The organism is Paraburkholderia silviterrae (assembly GCF_004353915.1).
Taxonomy (GTDB): Bacteria; Pseudomonadota; Gammaproteobacteria; order Burkholderiales; family Burkholderiaceae; genus Paraburkholderia; species Paraburkholderia silviterrae.
Map to the genome: position 1 here is coordinate 88684 of NZ_SMRP01000007.1, position 17978 is coordinate 106661.

A 17978-nucleotide genomic window follows, 5' to 3' on the forward strand; every position below is an offset into this window, starting at 1 on the left:
CCTCGTTCGATAAATAACGGACGCCGTTGCTCAGAAGCCTTCGAGCACCAGCTTGCCGCGCGCCCGGTTGGTTTCCAGCAGCTCGTGAGCACGGCGCAGATTGGCAGCATTAATGGTGCCAAAGCTCTCGTTGAGCGTCGTGCGCAACACGCCCTCGTCGATGAGCTCGGCCACGCGATCGAGCAGTTCGTGCTGGCGAATCTGGTCCTTCGTGGAGAACATCGAGCGCGTGTACATGAACTCCCAGTGCAGCGCGATGCTCTTCATCTTGAGCTTGCGGAAATCGAAGATCTCGGGGTCGTCGATAAGCGCCAGGTGACCCTGCGGATTGAACGACGCCACGATCTCGTCGAAGTGGTGATCAGTCTGGTTCAGGCTCGCGACGTAGTCCACGCCTTCGAAACCAATCCGCTTCAGCTCCTGCGAAAGCGGCTTCGAATGGTCGATCACATGATGCGCGCCCAGGTCCGCAACCCACTTCGCGGTCTCGGGCCGCGACGCCGTGCCGATCACGGTCACGCCGGTCAGCTTGCGTGCGAGTTGCACGAGGATCGAACCCACACCGCCAGCCGCCCCGATGACGAGCAGCGTCTCGTCCGAGCGCGTCGTGCCCTGCGGTACCTTGAGGCGATCGAACAATATCTCCCACGCCGTGATGGTCGTGAGCGGCAGCGCAGCCGCTTCAGCATAGTTCAGCGTTTTCGGCATGTGGCCCACGATGCGCTCGTCAACGACATGCAACTCGCTGTTCGTGCCCGGCCGCACCAGCGATCCAGCGTACCAGACACGGTCGCCGGGTCTGAACAGCGTGACGTCCTTGCCGACCGCGCGCACGACGCCACTTGCGTCCCAGCCGATCACCTTCGGCTGCCCTCCTTCCGGCGCCATGGCCGCGCGTACCTTGACGTCGACGGGGTTGACCGACACCGCATGCACTTCGACCAGCAGGTCGTGCGGACCGGGCTCCGGCTCAGGCAGTTCGATGTCGATCAGCGATTCCGGGTCGCCAATGGGGAGATTGCGGTAGTAACCAATAGCCTTCATTTTTGATACCTCCAGTTATAGATAAGCGAGGAAACCACCCGCTTTATGCCGGTGAACGCTGAACGGCTCTGCGCTCCATCGGTTCGAAGTGGTAAAGGTCTGGATCGGCGGAGAAGAATGGCCACAGCACCTTGAGGAATGCCTCGAAATCCGGGTGCATCATGAATGCGCTTTGCGATTCAATGGTGTCCCACTCAACCTCCAGGATGTAGCAGCCATCGTCCTCGCACTGTGGTCCGAGGCGATGGCCACCATAGCCGGGCTTGTTCGTCAGCAGAGGGCTCACGACCTCCCATGCCGCCGCAAACCGCAAACTCATGTCCGCCCTTAGGTAAAAGCGTCCAATTGCGATGATCATCTGGCGTCCTCCGCGCTATCCGTTTCGTTTGTCACGGGTGCATCATCGGCGAACGCGCGCCAGCCAAAAAGCGGCAAACGGCGAATTCAGCTTCAAAAGCTTATTGAAAACGACCGGGACGGGCGCGCTGCGGACGCGCTGCGAGGCCACGCCGGCGCAAGCGCGCAGTGCGGCGGTCAACCGTGGCAAAAAAGGTGACAGTTCCCGCCCAAGCGGGATCAGATGCGGGATTAGGCCAGATAGGCGGAGAACCGCTCGCGCAGCAGGTCGCGAAGCGCATTGACGGTTGGCGAGAGCATCGTGCGGTGGGCGCAAACGAGATGAAGCGGCGCGCTCTCGCCCTCGAAGTCGGTCAGCGCTGCCTCGAGATTGCCCGCCTTGAGGTCGGCCAATACGTCGATACGCGACTTGTACGCGATCCCGTGTCCCGCCAGCACCCAGCGCCGTACGAGCTCGCCGTCGTCGCTGCTGCGGTCCCCGCGCACGTTGACGACCACCGCATCGCCGTCCTTGTAGAAGGTCCAGCGGTCGTGAAGCGCATCGCTCAATGCGAAGCGCAGGCAGTTGTGTTGCGACAGGTCCGATGGCGATCTGGGTCGGCCATGTCGCGCGAAATAGTCCGGCGATGCGCATAGCACGCGCCGGTTTTCCGGCGCCAGCGGCAGCGCCACGAGTGACGAATCCTCGGACACACCATAGCGGATAGCAACCGCGATGGGCGCCCGAAACATATCGGTCACGTGGTCGCCTATGTGCACCTGCAACGATACTGCCGGGTACTGCTCCTGAAACGCGTCGAGCCAGCCCGTCAGCACGCTCCTGCCGAGGTCCGAGGGCATCGAGAGCGACACGGTCCCGCCGATCATCTTGCGCCCATGCGCGAGCGCATTCCCGCCAGCCTCCACCTGCTCGATCGCGCTGCGCGCGTACGGAAGATAGCGCTCGCCGTCCGGCGTCAGCCGCAAGCTGCGCGTCGATCGCGCGAGCAGCCGCGTCCCGAGCTCCTCCTCGAGACGCTTGAGGCCGACGCTGGCCACTGCCGGCGTGAGATCCAGCTGCCGGGCGGCGGCCGAAAGACTCCCGCTGTCGGCGGCGCGAAGAAAGATAACCAGGTCTTCCAGTTTGATCATGTGCCGTCGCGTTTCGTAGAATCGAAGCCGATTGGCTGTGCGCCGCCGTGGGGCGGTCGGATAAACACTCGACGGCAATCGCCGCACGCATCGTCAAGCGGTATCCGAACTGTACACGAGGCGGCACAATTCGCACGTTAGGGGCGAAGCCGGTGTGACCGGGACGGACGATGCCCATTGACTCACCTGAGATGCCAGATTGCGATGGCCGCGAGCATGGCGACAAGCGGTCCGCCAGGGAAATCCTTGCCAACTGCGCAATACCCCTGCGCAGACAGTATCCCTGGCCGTCGCGTCGGGGTCTTGAATCAAATCAACGCCGCATTTACGAAATGCACACAGGCGCCTGATTCAATTGGCATTCGAAGCGTGGGGAGGCCCGGCAAAGAAAGCTGCGTCGCGCTCGAGCGCAGGCGGAATTTCGGCCTTCAGGAGACTGATCCACTCGCGCGTCTTCGCGTCGAGAAATTTCCTTGACGGCGTGAGCAGGTACACGCCAATTTCAGGCGACTGCCATTTAGGCAGTACTTGCACCAGCGCCCCCGTACGCAGTGAGTCGACAACGTCGTGACGCGGCAGCAATGCGACGCCCAATCCATCAAGCACGCTTTGCAGGACGACTTCCGGGTTATCGCCAACCACGGGGCCACGCGGCTGGATCGTCACGAGACGCTTGCCGTCCTCGAGTTCCCAGTTGGACGAAAGCGATGGATTGACGAGCCTCAGGCATGGCCGGTCTGCGAGCTCAGCCGGTGTCCTGGGTGTGCCATGCTGCGCCAGATAGCCTGGCGTGGCGCACAGTACCGCCGAGGTCGCGCCGAGGCGTTGCGAAACCAGGTTGGAGTCGGGTAGACGCTGTGCAAGGTAGACGCTCACGTCCACCGCTCCTGCGACCAGATCGGGCATGTACTGCGACGTGCAGTATTCGACTGTCACTTTCGGAAACCGTGCGCTGTACCCCGAGACAAGCGGCACGACGTACCGGTTGCCGAAGCCGCTCATGCAGAGCACCCGGAGCCGCCCCGAAGGTTCGACCGCCCCGCCTTTCGCATTGCTTTCAACTTCCAGAACGAGATCGAGAATCGTCCTCGCGTCCGCCAGGTAGCGCTCACCCGTGCTCGTCAGCGAAAGCCGTCGGGTCGTTCGCTGCAGCAGCTTCGCCTCCAGACGTTCCTCGAGCTCGGAAACGAGCCGCGATATCTGCGCAGTGGTCAGGTCCATCTGCGAGGCCGCTGCCGTAAAGCTTCCGGAATCGACGACCCGAATGAATGCATGCATGGCGTGCAAGAGGCCAATGTCGAGATTTTTACGCATAAGGTAACAAAGCTTGAAGTCAGGAGCCGTTTTTCTTCCAGCGTTGTGTTGCCAGGATCTGGGTCGTGGGGTGCCGCTCGGTTACACGCGGCGCCGAACCCTAACGCCAATCCTGGAGTGAGCCCAATATGAACGGCGCTGAAAGTCTGTTGAGATCGTTGATTGCAAGCGGGGTTGATGTCTGTTTCGCCAACCCCGGTACCTCGGAAATGCATTTCGTTGCCGCTCTGGATAACGTCAAGGGCATGCGGCCCATCCTTGGACTCTTTGAAGGTGTGGTCACCGGTGCCGCAGATGGCTACGCGCGGATGGCCGGCAAGCCGGCAAGCACCCTGCTCCACCTCGGGCCCGGACTCGCGAACGGCCTGGCCAACCTTCATAACGCACGCAAGGCGTCGTCGCCCATCGTCAACATCGTGGGCGATCACGCATCGACTCACCAGCGTTATGATGCGCCACTTTCCTCCGATCTCGTTGGATTCGCGCGTCCCGTTTCCGCGTGGATTCATACGTCGACGAGCGCTCGTACGGTAGGCGCCGATGCGGCGCGCGCGGTTCAGGCCTCGCTCGAGTGGCCTGGGCGTATCGCTACGCTCGTGCTGCCCGCTGACACTGCGTGGGACATGGCCGACACAGTCGCCCCCGCGTTGCCCAAGCCCTCTCCCGCAACCGCTCCTGAGGCGAGCATCGATCTTGTCGCGAAGCGCATGCGTTCAGGCAAGAAGACGGTCATTCTGATTCGGGGCAAGGCCCTCGAGGAGCAAGGTTTGCGCGCCGCCGGCAAGATCGCCGAGCAAACCGGCGCGCGGATCATGTGCGACACCTTCTTCCCACGACTGCAGCGTGGCGTCGGCCGGGTGAAGCTCGAGCGGCTTCCTTATTTCGCCGAAAACGTCGTCGATACGCTGACTGGCACGGAGCTCATGGTGCTGGTTGGCGCTCAGCCTCCGGTGAGCTTCTTTGCCTATCCCGACAAGCCGAGCTGGCTCACCCCCAACGACTGCCAGATTGCTGTGCTGTCTCATCAGCATGAGGATGGGATCGCGGCGCTCGAGTCTCTCGCATACGCGCTCGGGGCCGAGAACGCGATCGAACGGCTGGCCGAACGCAGACCGATCCAGATCGACTTGAACGGAAAGCTCGACGCCTCCGCAATCATGCGTATCGTGGCAAGGCACCTGCCGGAACAGGCCATCGTCGCCGACGAATCGCTTTCGTCCGGCTTCGCCCACTACGACGTCACTGCACACGCGGCGCCCCATGACTTTCTGAACATGACGGGCGGATCCATCGGCAGCATGATGGCCGTTTCGACTGGCGCCGGCATTGCCTGTCCAGATCGCAAGGTGGTGACGCTTCAGGGCGATGGCAGCGCAATGTACATCCTGCAGTCCCTCTGGACACAGGCCCGTGAGAACGTCGATGTCACCACGGTGATTTATGCGAACCGCGGCTACAAGATTCTCACCAATGAGTTGAAGCGCGTGGGCGCCTCGACTGACGGCATGGCCGCCGCGTCGATGTTCGATCTCACGAATCCCACACTCGACTGGGTCGCCCTCGCGAACGGCATGGGCGTCGAGGCAATACGTGTCGAATCGGCACGCGCTTTCGATGCGGCATTTGCGTCGGCGATGAAGCAACGCGGCCCGCGTGTGATCGAGGCCGTCATCTAGCAATTCAGAACGCTCAATCCACTCGAGATATTCGACACATTTAGGAGAACGACAATGTAAAAATATTTACCATGCCGATTTCATCATTCCGGGGTCTAGCCATAAGCCATCCAACATTATCCTGGCCGGTTCTGGATCCTCGCTATTTCAGATCTCTTAAAGGTGGTCAAAATGAAGAAGTTCTTGATTGTTGCTCTTCTTGCCGGCTCGGCATCCATTTCTGCTTTCGCCCAATCACCGGCGCAGAGTACCCAGAGGGTTGCAACGCAAACGCAGAATACGCGCGCCGAAGTCCGTCATGAACTGGTGCAAGCTGAGCGTGATGGTCAGATTCAGTTGCTGAACTCGACCGTTTACGCTCACCAGTAACGCCGTGCCGTTTCCCATCGCTTCATCAGTTCGATCCGCGTCTCTGCAACGGCGTCGTCGCGTGAAGAAGATGCCATATTCCAACAACGAGTCGTGTACCTGTCGGCCGACGGCAGGTACGCAACATCCTTGCGACCGTTTGCGCTTCGCTTGCTGCATTGCCGATACATTGCTCCTTTAGACATGCAGAGCTGGACATGGGTGTCTTGAAGGTGTGATTCATGACGTCCGCGGCTGAGAACGTAGCCTGATTTCAAAAAAAGCACGAATCTGTTTTACTCACGATGCCGCTATACCGGCCGCGCGAAGGACCCAATAATCGTGCAACAAGCTACCTTCGACTGAACCAACCCGGTACATCTTGTGGTGAACACCATGCTGAACGCCTTCTCCATTCTTTTAGTCTGTCAGCTCGCGGGCGAAGCGCTCGCACACCTGAGCCACCTGCCCGTGCCCGGCCCGCTCATCGGCATGCTGATCCTGCTCGGCTGGCTTATATGGAGACGAGGTCCGTCCGAGGAGTTGGAACGCTTCAGCCGCAACCTCCTTTCGTGGCTCGCCATGCTCTTCGTTCCCGCGGCAACCGGTCTCGTGACGGGATTGCATCAACTCGCAGCGGACTGGTGGCGTATCGGCGCAGCGATCTTCGTGTCCACGTTTCTCGGGCTCTGCACAACGGGCTTGATCATGGACCGGCTTAGCCGCGATCGCACCGACAATCAGGAAACACAATGAAATCAGACATCACGGCACTCGCCACCGACCTCGCGCACGCTCCTCTGTGGGGCTTGCTGGCGACGCTCGTAGCTTACCGGATCGGGCTTGGCGCGAATCGGCTGGCGAAGGGTAGCGTTTTGGCCAATCCGGTGCTCGTGGCCGTATCGCTGCTGGTCGCGCTGCTTCTCGCCGCACATATTCCGTACCGTGAATATTTTGCTGGCGCTCAGTTCATTCACTTCCTGCTCGGTCCGGCAACGGTCGCGCTCGCCGTTCCGATGTACCGCAACCTGCACCACATCCGCCGCACCGCGCGAGCGTTGGTGCCCGCTCTCGTGGCGGGCTCGCTCGTCTCCGCGTGTGGTGCCGCCCTGATCAGCCGGATGTGCGGCGCGGCACCTGTCGTAACGGCTTCCTTGATCGCGCATTCGGCGACGACACCCATCGCCATGAGCATCGCCCAGCACATCGGAGGTGATCCGTCGCTCACCGCGACTTTTACGCTGTTCACAGGTATCGTCGGTGTATTGCAGATCGAGGTCGTGATGAACCTCATGCGCATCCTCGACGAGCGCGCTCATGGTCTCGCTGCGGGAACTGCGGGACACGGTCTCACCACGGCACGTATGTTGTCGATCAGCGAAACCGCCGGTGCATTCGGCGGGTTGGCTATCGGGTTGAATGGTGTGCTGACTTCCTTGATCGCGCCTTTGCTCGCGATGCTGTTGACCTGAGCGGATGGTCCCGATCAGCCGCAACGCGTTCAAAACATGTTGTCGATTCATCTCCAGATGTATGAATTTCCGCCCTCCCAATCGAAATGCTGAAAGTAGTGAAAGAAGCCTGGGTGATAATTGATCGCCATGAATCGCGCAACCGTAATCCGCGCCTCCAGATCAGTTACTCCGGCTTCAGGGTACGCGATATCGAAAACCTTCAATCGCCTGTAGATTGCTTGAGCTATTTCGTCTAACGTACCATACCGTCCTGCATTGATTTCCTGCATCACTCTGGCGAGTACGGCGTTGAGATCCTCAACAAGCGACTGTGGTCCGCCCAGCAGCGCCCAATCCTTGGCCGTCGGCAATGCCACGGAGTCGCGCAACATCTGCTCTTTTTCGGAGAGTGTCACGTCAGTCCCTTCCCTCTTTCCTGGATGATCACTAAGCCAGTGTCACTGGAATGCCTGCACATTCGCACAAACAATACTGCGCCGACTTCATACCTTCGCTTTCTAAATTGAGCGAACATTTTAGAAATCGCACGATTAATAATTTTATTCGCCTCATGATATTCGTTAATTGAAATGTTCTAGAATCATGTCTAGACTCGTCTAGCGTACCTGGTTCATCGGATGCCCACGAATGGAGGCTGTGTCGTGACGCCAACTGGATGGATAACTCCGAACTCACCTCCGCTGCTGCATGTTTTTGAGCAGGAAGGTGGTTGGCATTGGGGAATTACCGTTCCCAGACTTCGTGGCACGGGCTTCAAAGTAGTCGCCTACAGTGCGGTGACGTTCGAGGAAGAGATGGAGGCACGATGTGACGGAAGGCGTGCGCTCGATAATCTCGCTGATTTAGCTCTATCGGGAAAGACTTATGCAAACGGTGTACCCAGTACAGGTAGCGTTGGTCAAAGTTCTGGCTTTCGGAATAGGCCATAGCGATTCGTTCACGAAGAAAGGCCAGTGATTGCGGATGCTTGATCCTGCATCAGGAGAGTTCCGATGAACAACGATGGTATCAACCGGCGCGAAATGCTGGCGCTACTGGCGGGGATGGCCCCTCTACTGCTAACCCAAGGTGCGAAGGCAAGTCCGATTGACACGAGTGAAACCCTGTATACCCAACCAGGGCAGATCAAATTCGTCCCGCAGGCTGATGCGCCGCCGAAGAGCCTCGAGTCCGCGTATCTTTACAGCACGCCAGCCGCGCAAGGTCTCTACTACACGCTGCTACGCTGGTATCCCGGATACATGAGCGGGCCACACAGTTATGCGTCGGATCGTCTATGTGTTGTCGTATCCGGTTCCTGGTGGATCAATAGCGGCGCTGACTTCGATCTCAAACACCTCGTGCGGGTGCCACCCGGAACTTTCGTGCGACGCGTTGCGCGGACCTGGCATTATGACGGTGTCCCCCACGGCGAGGCAGAGCCCGTGGTCATCGCCATCTGTGGAACCGGCCCGGTGGACATAAAGTTGGCGGAGCCGGATAAACCGCTGGTTAGAGCAGCATGAACCAACACTTTGGATGCCGAAATTTGTGAATGCGCATACGGGTTCATTGACTCTCCGGCAGTAAAATCGTGTTCGGTTAATCGTTCGAACGCGAAGTTGAGCACAAGGCCCAGAGGTATTGAAACAATGCGCAAATTGCAGCGTTCCGTACACAAAAGGCAGTGTGCTTCTGCGGGCAGCGGCGATCACGCCTCCATGATAGATCGCGACGCTGCACGCTTGGGCACCGTGCGCCTTCAATCACAGCCAGATTGGATCGCAAACACGTCCGGATTGAGGACGTTGACGGGTTTGCCCGCTTTCCACGCAAGCAGTTGTTCGATCGCCATGCCGAAATACTGCTCGTACGTATCCCTTTCGACGTAACCGATATGCGGTGTTGCGAGCACGTTCTCGAGCGCGAGAAGCGGATGCGCTGCCTGAAGGATCGGCTCGTTCTCGTAGACGTCCACAGCCGCGAAGCCCGGACGCCCGCTCTTCAGCGCTGTTTCGAGCGCGCCCGGCTCCACCAGCTCGCTGCGGCTCGTATTCACGAACAATGCCGTGGGCTTCATGGCCTGCAGATCATGCAATGTAATTGAGCCGCGCGTGACGGGCAGCAGGCGCAGGTGACAGCACACCACGTCCGCCTCCGCGAAGAAAGCTTGCCGGTCCGTCTGCAATTCGACGCCGTCCTCCATGGCCGCTGCATTTGGCGAAGCGTGATGCCCCAGTGCGACCACGCGCATGCCGAACGCACGGCCATACCCGGCCACGATCCGGCCGATCTTGCCATAGCCCGCTATGCCAAGCGTGCGGCCCTTGAGGCCGAGGCCGAGATGCCCTTGCCATAGCCCCGCTTTCAGGCGCGACGCCTCCAGATGCACTTTGCGCATCGACGCCATGACCAGCGCCCATGTCAATTCGGCGGCCGCCGTCGTGGCCGATCCCTCCGCCGAAACTGGAATGCGACGTGCCGTGCAGGCAGCGAGATCGACATGACTTGCGGCGCGCCCGGTTTGACTAATGAACTTCAGCTTCGGCAATCGATCGACGAGCGCAGCGGTGATCGGTGTGCGCTCGCGAACGAGCAGCAAGGCATCCGCTTCGCGAAAGCGCTCCACCTGTGCGTCGAGCGCCGTCGCCGAGTCGTTAAAGATCTCGACGTCGAAGTGCTCCGCGAGCGTCGGATAGCAATCGAGGAGCCGAATGCAGTCCTGGTAGTCGTCCGAAATCACAACCTTCATGTCACACCGTCTCCTTCGTCAGGGCTCCCACCGGGCACGGCGCAGTCCAGGGCAAGGGATCACGCAGCATGCTCTATCACAACGCGGCGAGCGCCACCAACGCGATTTCGTGGTCCTGCGCCGGTGAGCCACCGCCGGCGCCAATTGCGCCTATCACCACGCCCTTAGCATCAGCGATGGGAATACCTCCAGCGACAAACGTGAACGGCACCGAAATCGAAGTCTGGATCGTTGCCAGCGGCTCGCCGTCGGCTACAGCCGAGGCCAGATCAAGCGTGGTAGCCGCGAAGTATGCGGCCGTGCGCGCCTTCGAAAAGGAGGTTTCGATGGAGGCGAGCACCGCCCCGTCCATACGGGTTGACTGGACCAGATGCCCGGCGCCGTCGATGACGGTGATGGTGAACGGAACACCCCATTCCGTGGCCTTGTGCAGCGCCGCCGCGGTTGCCCTTTGTGCAGTGGCGAGCGACAGGATGATGGGGGAGCGCTGAATCATTTCTGCAGACATGGTCATTCCCTTTGGAACAAGTTAGCGATGTGCGTCGGGCTCGAAAGTAGCTTCGGCACCCGGCGCCAGTAACGCGCTGCGCGTATGCCGAAGTAATGCGCAGGATCGCTATCGATGCACCGGCTAGATTGGCGTCGATTATGTCGGCGTGCTGCTAGCCAGGGAATTGGCCCCGCCATTGAATGATTTTCAAATGCGACGAGAAGAAGTGCAGCCTGGACGGCGACAGCATCCTGACAAAAATAGCGCCCCACGACACATCGCGGCTGTCCGCGCCATCGGCTTGCGGCCCACACCGCCGGGGTCAGATTGACACTACTCCTGGTGTATTCTGAGAATTGTCTGCATTTGCAGCTTTGGTAGTCGCGGAGAAGCCGTGCGGTAAGTCGCTTTCGCGAACGCTCCCTGCCAGGATTATGTAGACGAATGCAGCGTCCGACCCAATGCTTTCAGCAGCCTGATGACAGCTTGCGGCGGACTATGGCCTACATAGGGTTTCGGTGCCAATGAACAACAGACTCCAGATTCTGTGGGACGATGGCGAGCGCGTCTTCTGTCGAGGGCTGCACCCCAGCGAGGGCGGCGGCCGCAACGTCCTGCTCTCGGAGCCCGCCGCCGAACATCCGCTACCCGCCAGCCTTGAACGCCTTGCTCACGAATTTGACCTGAAGGACGAGCTCGATGGCGCGTGGGCGGTGCGGCCGCTGCAGCTGGTGCGCGAAGGCGGCCGGACCACGCTGGTGCTCGATGACCCGGGGGGTGAGCCGCTCGCGCGGCTGCTCGGCGCGCCCATGGAGATAACGCACTTTTTGCGGCTCGCGGTCGGCATCGCCGCGGCTCTGGGCCAACTCCATCAGCGCGGCCTCGTCCATAAGGATCTCAAGCCCACTCATGTGCTGGTCAACTGCGCTGACGGGCAGGCGCGGCTCACCGGATTCGGCCTCACCTCGCGTCTGCCGCGAGAGCGACAGGCACCTGAACCGCCCGAAACCATCGCCGGCACGCTTGCCTACATGGCACCCGAGCAGACTGGCCGGATGAATCGCTCGATCGATTCGCGCAGCGATCTCTATGCGTTCGGCGTTACGCTCTACCAGATGCTTACGGGCACGCTGCCGTTTGCGGCCGCCGATCCGATGGAGTGGGTGCACTGCCATATCGCCAGAAAGCCAGTGCCGCCTAAAGCTCGCGTGGAAGCCATCCCTGCAGCAGTCTCCCGAATCGTCATGAAGCTGCTCGCCAAGACGGCCGAGGACCGTTACCAGACCGCCGCCGGTGTCGAATATGATCTGCAGCAGTGCCTCGCCGATTGGCAGCACCGAGGCCGGGTCGATACATTCCCACTGGGCGAACGTGACACGCCCGACCGGCTACTGATTCCCGAGAAGCTGTACGGGCGCGAGCGCGAAGTCGGCACGCTGATCACTGCGTTCGATCGAGTCGTTGCCAACGGCATGCCGGAGCTGGTGCTCGTCTCAGGTTATTCCGGCATCGGCAAATCTTCGGTCGTCAATGAGCTTCACAAGGTGCTGGTGCCCCCGCGAGGGCTCTTCGCTTCGGGGAAGTTCGACCAGTACAAGCGGGATGTCCCCTATTCGACGCTGGTTCAGGCATTTCAAGGCCTCGTGCGGACACTTCTCGGCAAGCGCGACGCTGAGCTGGCGAACTGGCGCGACGCATTGCTGGAGGCACTGGGCACGCATGCGCGGCTCATGACCGACCTCATCCCCGAACTGAAGCTCATCATTGGCGAGCCGCCACCCGTCCCGGAACTTGCGCCACAACAGGCGCAACACCGTTTTATGCTGGTCTTCCAGCGCTTCATTGGCGTATTCGCCCAGGCGCAACATCCGCTTGCACTCTTTCTCGACGACCTGCAGTGGCTCGACGCGGCGACCCTCGACCTGATCGAGTATCTGCTGCCCCACCCGGACCTGCGGTACCTGATGCTGGTAGGTGCCTACCGCGACAATGAGCTCGATGCCACGCATCCGCTCACTGGAAAACTGCAGGCCATCAAGAACGCATGCGTCAAGGTCAATGAGATCACGCTGGAGCCGCTGCCCAGTGTTCATGTCAGGCGTCTGATCGCAGAGGCACTTCGCTGCGAGCCTGAGCGCATCGAGCCGTTGGCTCAACTCGTGCATGACAAGACCGCTGGCAATCCCTTCTTCGTGATCCAGTTTCTGCAAGCGCTGGTCGAAGAAGACTTGCTCACATTCGACCATGACGCGAGGCGGTGGCAGTGGAATCCCGCTCAAATTCATGACAAGCGCTACACCGACAACGTCGTGGACCTGATGGCTGGCAAGCTGACCCGTCTGCCACCTGAGACGCAGCAGGCGTTGCAGCAGCTCGCGTGCCTCGGGAACGTTGCCGGTATCGCGACGCTCGCGACCGTTCTTGGAGCCCCCGAGGCACGAGTGCACGCGGCGGTGTGGGAAGCGATTCGTCAGGGACTGGTTGAGCGGCTGGACAACGCCTACAAGTTCACCCATGACCGGATTCAGGAAGCCGCCTATTCGCTAATCCCCCCGGCCCAGTGCGCCGAGGCGCATTTGCGCATCGGCCGGCTGCTCGCCGCACAGACTCCTCCGGAAACAAGGGAAGAGGCGATCTTCGAGATCGTGGCCCAGCTCAATCGCGGAGCGGCCTTGATCAATTCACGCGACGAACAGGAGCAGCTGGCCGAGTTCAACCTGATCGCCGGCCAGCGCGCGAGGGCGTCGACAGCCTATGCCTCGGCACTGACCTATCTGGCTACCGGCGCGGAACTATTGTTTGACGATTGCTGGGAACGAAGGCACGAGCTTGTCTTTGCGCTGGAGCTGAACCGGGCCGCGTGCGAATTCTTGACCGGCCAGTTGCTGGTCGCGGACGAGCGCCTGGCGGCACTGTCAAGGCGAGCCACGACAACGGTCGAACAGGCCAGCGTCGCCTGCCTGCACACGGACGTCTGCAATACCCTCGATCAGAGCGGCCGCGCCGTTGCCGTTTGCCTCGACTACCTACGGCATGTTGGCATCGAATGGTCACCCCACCCCGACGACGAGATAGTGCGACGCGAATACGAGCGCATCGGAATCCAACTTGGGGACCGGAACATCGAAGCACTCATCGATCTGCCGCTCATGGAGGACGCCGCGTCCCTCGCGACCGCCGAGGTCTTTAGCAAACTCTTCGCGCCTGCCTTGCAGACGGACGCGAATCTGGCTGCCCTGATGAGCTGCAAGGCGGTCAACTGGAGCCTCGAGCGCGGTAACTGCGATGCGTCATGTTTTGCCTATGTCATGCTCAGCAGAGTCGCGGGACCGCGTTTCGGCGACTATCAGGTCGGATTCCGGTTCGGGAAACTCGGCTACGAACTCGTCGAACAACGCGGGCTAAGACGGTTCGAGGCCAACACGTATCTTTGTTTCGAACTTTTTTCAGTGCGCTGGATGAGCCATGTGCTCATGGGCCGCGATCTGCTGCGCCGCGCATTCGAGGTAGCAAATCGGAGCGGCGACCTCGTGTACGGGGCCTACGCGTGCATGAACATCTACTCGGATCAGCTCTTCGCGGGCGAGCCGCTGCCCGCGGTGCAAGACGAAGCCCAACACGGCCTTGCATTTGCCGAGAAGGTGCGGTTCGGTCACGTCATTGCGTTCATCACTACGCACCTCGCGCTGATCCGGATGCTACGCGGCTTGACGCCGACATTCGGTTGCTTCGACGACGGACAATTCAATGAGTTTCGCTTCGAATGCCACCTGTCCGGCAATCCGTCTCTGGCGGTCCCTGCGTGTTGGTACTGGATCCGGAAATTGCAGGCGCGCTATCTCGCCGGCGACTATGCGGCAGCCATGGACGCCGCATCGAAAGCGCAACCGATGCTATGGACCTCATCCTTGTTTATTGAGGAAGCCGAATACCACCTCTACAGCGCGCTTACCCACGCCGCGTGGTACGACTCCGCCCCGATCGGCAAGCGGTCACGGCACCTGGACGCATTGGCTGTGCATCACCGGCAGCTCCAGATCTGGACGGAAAATTGCCCGGCGAATTTCGCAGACCGCGCCGCACTGGTCGGTGCCGAGATCGCCCGTATCGAAGGCCGCGTGATTGACGCTGAAGAGCTCTACGAAGAGGCTATCCGCTCGGCGCAAAAAGGCGGCTTTATTCACAATGAAGCGCTCGCCAACGAACTCGCGTCCCGCTTTTACGCGGCGCGCGGTCTCGAGAAGATTGCCCGTGTGTATATGCAGGACGCCCGCTACGGCTATTTGCGTTGGCGCGCCGACGGCAAGGTGCGTCAACTCGAAGAGAGGTATCCGCACCTGAGGCCAACGGAGCCCGCGCCAGGGCCGACAACCACGATCACCACGCCGGTCGAACACCTCGACCTCGCGACTGTGCTCAAAGTGTCGAAGGCCGCCTCCAGCGACATTGTCCTGGACAAGCTGATCGACACGGTCATGCGTACAGCAATTGAACAGGCCGGCGCCGAACGAGGTCTGCTGATTCTGTCCGATGGACGCGAACAACGGATAGCAGCGGAAGCGACGACCGGTGGCGATACGACCCATTTGCAGCTACGCGATGTGCCAGTGAGCGCGGCGATGCTGCCGGAGTCGATTTTCTACCATGTCATGCGCACTCTGGAGAGCGTCATTCTCGACGATGCCTCGGCCGAGCGCCCTTTCGCCGCGGATCCCTATATTCGTCAGCAGCGCGCGCGCTCAATTCTCTGCCTGCCCTTGATGAATCAGGCGAAGCTGACCGGCGCGCTCTACCTAGAAAACAATCTGACCGCCCGTGTGTTCAGCCCGGCCCGGATCGCCGTACTGAAGCTGGTGGCCTCGCAGGCTGCGATCTCACTGGAAAATGCCCGCTTGTACCGCGACCTTGGAGAGCGCGAAGCGAAGATCCGGCGCCTCTTTGACTCCAACATCATTGGCATCGTGGTCTGGCATGCCGATGGGGCTATCCTGGAGGCCAACGACGCATTTCTACGCATAGTGGGATATGAGCGAGACGATCTCGTCTCGGGTCGCATACGTTGGACGGACCTGACACCGCCGGAGTGGCGTCAGGGCAGCGAGCGCGCTTTGGCGGAAACTTTGGAGACGGGACGCGCCAAGCCCTATGAGAAAGAGTACGTCAGGAAAGATGGCAGCCGTGTGCCCGTCATTATCGGTTTGGCCACTTTCGCGGCGACCCGGAAAGAAGGTGTTGCTTTTGTGCTGGATCTTACCGAGCGCAAGCGCGCGGAGGAAGAAGCCCGCCGGAGCGAGAGTCGATACCGCGAGGTGCTGGCAGAACTGGCGCATGCAAACCGCGTCGCGACAATGGGCCAGCTCGCGGCCTCGATTGCCCATGAGGTGAACCAGCCGATCGCGGCGATTGTCGTGAACGCCCAAGCGGCACTGCGGTGGATGAATGCGCAATCACCTAACGTGGAGGAGGTCGGGCAGGCGCTCGACCGTATCGTTACCGAGGGCAATCGAGCGGGCAATGTGATTGGTCGCATCCGTGAACTCATCAAGAAGGCACCACCTCGCAAAGAACGGGTGGACATCGACGCGGCTATCCGCGAGGTAGTCGAACTCACTAAAGTAGAAGCCATGAAGAGCGGCGCCTCGGTGCAGACGCATCTCGCATACGGGTTGCCCGTTGTCGAAGGAGACCGTATCGGATTGCAACAGGTGCTCCTCAATCTGGTCATTAACGCAATCGAAGCGATGTGCGGTGTCAGCGATGGCGTACGCCATTTGCTCATCAGCACAGGGAGAGCTGACCCGGGCTGCGTGCTCGTCACGGTGCGCGATTCGGGTCCGGGCTTCGCTCCGCAGAGCACCGAGCTCATTTTCGCCCCCTTCTACACCACGAAGCCCACCGGTTTGGGGATGGGGCTGTCAATCTGCCGTTCGATCATCGACGCGCATGGCGGCCGGTTGTGGGCAAGCGCGAACGTGCCCCGCGGCGCCGTTGTTCAATTCACTGTGCCGGTAACGCAGTATGACTAGCAAACACCCATCGCGTCCGCCCAGTCGCCTGCGCTTCAGGCGCTGATTGCGGGCGTCGACGGCGACGCCGGCTCCCAGTACTCCACGGAGGTCATCGTGTTCTGCCCGCAGTTGAACCGTTTCCCGCGCGACAGGCCGAAACGGATCGGCTTATGCCTGACACACGCCGGCGCGAATGGAACACAATGATCGAACCCACGGGTGCCTGCATCGCAGGTGTGAAGGTGCGCGTCACTCGCCAGCGTACGGTCGGAAGAATCGCCCGACACAGTGATGCGGACATAGCAGCCGGAGCAACGTCCGATCGCCCGTGGCATTCGGCTCCGTGACAAGGTGTGACCTTTCCAAAGAAGGGGGCGTACTTGATCCGCAGGCGGCTTTTGATTCTTCGGGTCGAGCGGCGGCTGAGCAGACGAACCCATAGCGATCGCGAGGCCCAGTGCGTGGCTTGATCTGACGAGAAGTCGCTATTGCGAAATTGGGGCATTGGTTGTTCCGTCTGCCGGCACCTGCGGAAGTGGAACCGCCGTTGCGGTATCGTTCGCGCCGCTGCCCGTTGCCCCCGCTTGCCCGCGACGGCCCCTATGCGGACTGCGTGTCACAGTCGGCGCGCTCGCTGCCACCGGACGCATTGGTGGATGCGCGATGAATTGAAAGTTTTCGTTGATCGCGCTATTGCCCGTATCGAACGAATGGTGGACGAACACGCTGCTAGTAACGGGTGAACTCGCCTGCGCGAAAGCCGTCGTCGCGATCAAAATCGTGGCTGCACACAAGGCAAAAGCATGCATGAGCGGACGGCCACTTCGCTCTGTCGGAAATGCTTTCATTTTGCGTCTCCTCCAATAGGTACGTGGGGTTCGCAACCGTCTGAAGCGCCGAGCCGACTTATCGCTGATTGCGAAGGCTGAAAAGCTGAGCGCAATGTGAGACGCGGATCAAATGGAGAAAACACCAAGCGCTGCAGGAAAACGGCCGGAACGGCTTGGGCAGGCTAGCGGGAGTCGTGGAGAAGAATGTTTCGGGTTCGATTACAGCTATTACGCGGTATAGCTGATCGATGAATCGCGTGACGAAAGCAAGCTGAAAGAAAGAATCGTCGCTCGGGTCTACGCCAAACGACAACGAACTGGTGCTAGCAGCCAGGAAGCGACGTTCGCTGCTTCCGCACAGATTGTCGACATCCGTGAGGAACTCGCTTGCAAGTTTGTTCACCGGTACGCCCGCGCTCCAGTGGCTTAAGGCTATCTGTGCAGCCCGATCAGCTACCTCTTGGGTAGCGCCGTGCTGCATGTACCGTGAAATGCTGAACCAGGCAGCCTCAAATTGGGATCGGATCAAATCAGGGTTAACACCTAAAATCAGGAAATCATCTTTGCGCACGGG

The 17978-nt window shown here is 60.4% G+C and carries 15 protein-coding genes; 6 read left to right on the plus strand and 9 right to left on the minus strand.

Annotated features, from left to right (window positions below):
* Positions 1 to 30: 30 nt before the first annotated feature.
* The 4 genes from EYW47_RS16375 to EYW47_RS16390 form a co-directional block, all read right to left on the minus strand.
* The gene (locus tag EYW47_RS16375; protein ID WP_133195886.1) at positions 31 to 1044 is read right to left on the minus strand and encodes a zinc-binding alcohol dehydrogenase family protein; all 1014 of its coding nucleotides are present in this window, start codon (positions 1042 to 1044) and stop codon (positions 31 to 33) included.
* A 43-nt stretch (positions 1045 to 1087) separates the two neighbouring features.
* Positions 1088 to 1402 (minus strand): antibiotic biosynthesis monooxygenase family protein, encoded by a 315-nt coding sequence (locus EYW47_RS16380; RefSeq protein WP_133195887.1) that lies wholly within the window; start codon positions 1400 to 1402, stop codon positions 1088 to 1090.
* A 230-nt stretch (positions 1403 to 1632) separates the two neighbouring features.
* On the minus strand, positions 1633 to 2532 hold the full coding sequence (locus EYW47_RS16385) for a LysR family transcriptional regulator (RefSeq protein WP_133195888.1): 900 nt from the start codon (positions 2530 to 2532) through the stop codon (positions 1633 to 1635).
* A 351-nt stretch (positions 2533 to 2883) separates the two neighbouring features.
* Complete coding sequence (locus EYW47_RS16390) at positions 2884 to 3846, minus strand: LysR family transcriptional regulator (RefSeq protein ID WP_133195889.1); 963 nt, start codon at positions 3844 to 3846, stop codon at positions 2884 to 2886.
* 128 nt (positions 3847 to 3974) lie between these two features.
* Between EYW47_RS16390 and EYW47_RS16395 the strand changes: the two genes are divergently transcribed.
* The 4 genes from EYW47_RS16395 (at position 3975) to EYW47_RS16410 (ending at position 7342) form a co-directional block, all read left to right on the plus strand.
* Positions 3975 to 5522 (plus strand): acetolactate synthase large subunit, encoded by a 1548-nt coding sequence (locus EYW47_RS16395; protein WP_133195890.1) that lies wholly within the window; start codon positions 3975 to 3977, stop codon positions 5520 to 5522.
* A 171-nt stretch (positions 5523 to 5693) separates the two neighbouring features.
* The gene (locus tag EYW47_RS16400) at positions 5694 to 5891 is read left to right on the plus strand and encodes a DUF4148 domain-containing protein (protein ID WP_133195891.1); all 198 of its coding nucleotides are present in this window, start codon (positions 5694 to 5696) and stop codon (positions 5889 to 5891) included.
* Between the two features lie 375 nt (positions 5892 to 6266).
* Positions 6267 to 6626 (plus strand): CidA/LrgA family protein, encoded by a 360-nt coding sequence (locus tag EYW47_RS16405; RefSeq protein ID WP_133195892.1) that lies wholly within the window; start codon positions 6267 to 6269, stop codon positions 6624 to 6626.
* A complete protein-coding gene (locus tag EYW47_RS16410; protein WP_133195893.1) occupies positions 6623 to 7342 on the plus strand; it encodes an LrgB family protein in 720 nt (239 codons plus the stop codon). Before EYW47_RS16405 ends, EYW47_RS16410 begins: the two co-directional genes overlap by 4 nt.
* Positions 7343 to 7389: 47 nt before the next feature.
* Here EYW47_RS16410 and EYW47_RS16415 read toward each other — a convergent pair whose 3' ends face one another.
* A complete protein-coding gene (locus EYW47_RS16415) occupies positions 7390 to 7740 on the minus strand; it encodes a hypothetical protein (RefSeq protein ID WP_133195894.1) in 351 nt (116 codons plus the stop codon).
* Between the two features lie 597 nt (positions 7741 to 8337).
* Here EYW47_RS16415 and EYW47_RS16425 point away from each other — a divergent pair.
* The gene (locus tag EYW47_RS16425) at positions 8338 to 8850 is read left to right on the plus strand and encodes a cupin domain-containing protein (RefSeq protein WP_133195895.1); all 513 of its coding nucleotides are present in this window, start codon (positions 8338 to 8340) and stop codon (positions 8848 to 8850) included.
* A 236-nt stretch (positions 8851 to 9086) separates the two neighbouring features.
* On the opposite strand, the gene EYW47_RS16430 is transcribed toward EYW47_RS16425, so the two are convergent.
* Together EYW47_RS16430 and EYW47_RS16435 are read right to left on the minus strand one after the other, a co-directional pair.
* Positions 9087 to 10076: a D-2-hydroxyacid dehydrogenase family protein gene (locus EYW47_RS16430; protein WP_133195896.1), complete on the minus strand. Its 990-nt coding sequence runs from the start codon at positions 10074 to 10076 to the stop codon at positions 9087 to 9089.
* A 76-nt stretch (positions 10077 to 10152) separates the two neighbouring features.
* Positions 10153 to 10584, minus strand: coding sequence for a GlcG/HbpS family heme-binding protein (locus tag EYW47_RS16435; protein ID WP_165976588.1), 432 nt, complete (start codon positions 10582 to 10584; stop codon positions 10153 to 10155).
* A gap of 506 nt (positions 10585 to 11090) precedes the next feature.
* Here EYW47_RS16435 and EYW47_RS16440 point away from each other — a divergent pair.
* Positions 11091 to 16592 (plus strand): trifunctional serine/threonine-protein kinase/ATP-binding protein/sensor histidine kinase, encoded by a 5502-nt coding sequence (locus EYW47_RS16440; protein ID WP_133195898.1) that lies wholly within the window; start codon positions 11091 to 11093, stop codon positions 16590 to 16592.
* 467 nt (positions 16593 to 17059) lie between these two features.
* Here EYW47_RS16440 and EYW47_RS16445 read toward each other — a convergent pair whose 3' ends face one another.
* Together EYW47_RS16445 and EYW47_RS16450 are read right to left on the minus strand one after the other, a co-directional pair.
* Complete coding sequence (locus EYW47_RS16445; protein ID WP_133195899.1) at positions 17060 to 17422, minus strand: hypothetical protein; 363 nt, start codon at positions 17420 to 17422, stop codon at positions 17060 to 17062.
* 58 nt (positions 17423 to 17480) lie between these two features.
* A complete protein-coding gene (locus tag EYW47_RS16450; RefSeq protein WP_133195900.1) occupies positions 17481 to 17975 on the minus strand; it encodes a hypothetical protein in 495 nt (164 codons plus the stop codon).
* Positions 17976 to 17978 lie beyond the last annotated feature (3 nt).

Bases quoted from the DNA above. Each gene is read 5' to 3' on its own strand.
- EYW47_RS16375 (WP_133195886.1), bottom strand. From the start codon at position 1,044: ATGAAGGCTATTGGTTACTACCGCAATCTCCCCATTGGCGACCCGGAA.
- EYW47_RS16380 (WP_133195887.1), bottom strand. From the start codon at position 1,402: ATGATCATCGCAATTGGACGCTTTTACCTAAGGGCGGACATGAGTTTG.
- EYW47_RS16385 (WP_133195888.1), bottom strand. From the start codon at position 2,532: ATGATCAAACTGGAAGACCTGGTTATCTTTCTTCGCGCCGCCGACAGC.
- EYW47_RS16390 (WP_133195889.1), bottom strand. From the start codon at position 3,846: ATGCGTAAAAATCTCGACATTGGCCTCTTGCACGCCATGCATGCATTC.
- EYW47_RS16395 (WP_133195890.1), top strand. From the start codon at position 3,975: ATGAACGGCGCTGAAAGTCTGTTGAGATCGTTGATTGCAAGCGGGGTT.
- EYW47_RS16400 (WP_133195891.1), top strand. From the start codon at position 5,694: ATGAAGAAGTTCTTGATTGTTGCTCTTCTTGCCGGCTCGGCATCCATT.
- EYW47_RS16405 (WP_133195892.1), top strand. From the start codon at position 6,267: ATGCTGAACGCCTTCTCCATTCTTTTAGTCTGTCAGCTCGCGGGCGAA.
- EYW47_RS16410 (WP_133195893.1), top strand. From the start codon at position 6,623: ATGAAATCAGACATCACGGCACTCGCCACCGACCTCGCGCACGCTCCT.
- EYW47_RS16425 (WP_133195895.1), top strand. From the start codon at position 8,338: ATGAACAACGATGGTATCAACCGGCGCGAAATGCTGGCGCTACTGGCG.
- EYW47_RS16430 (WP_133195896.1), bottom strand. From the start codon at position 10,076: ATGAAGGTTGTGATTTCGGACGACTACCAGGACTGCATTCGGCTCCTC.
- EYW47_RS16435 (WP_165976588.1), bottom strand. From the start codon at position 10,584: ATGTCTGCAGAAATGATTCAGCGCTCCCCCATCATCCTGTCGCTCGCC.
- EYW47_RS16440 (WP_133195898.1), top strand. From the start codon at position 11,091: ATGAACAACAGACTCCAGATTCTGTGGGACGATGGCGAGCGCGTCTTC.
- EYW47_RS16445 (WP_133195899.1), bottom strand. From the start codon at position 17,422: ATGAAAGCATTTCCGACAGAGCGAAGTGGCCGTCCGCTCATGCATGCT.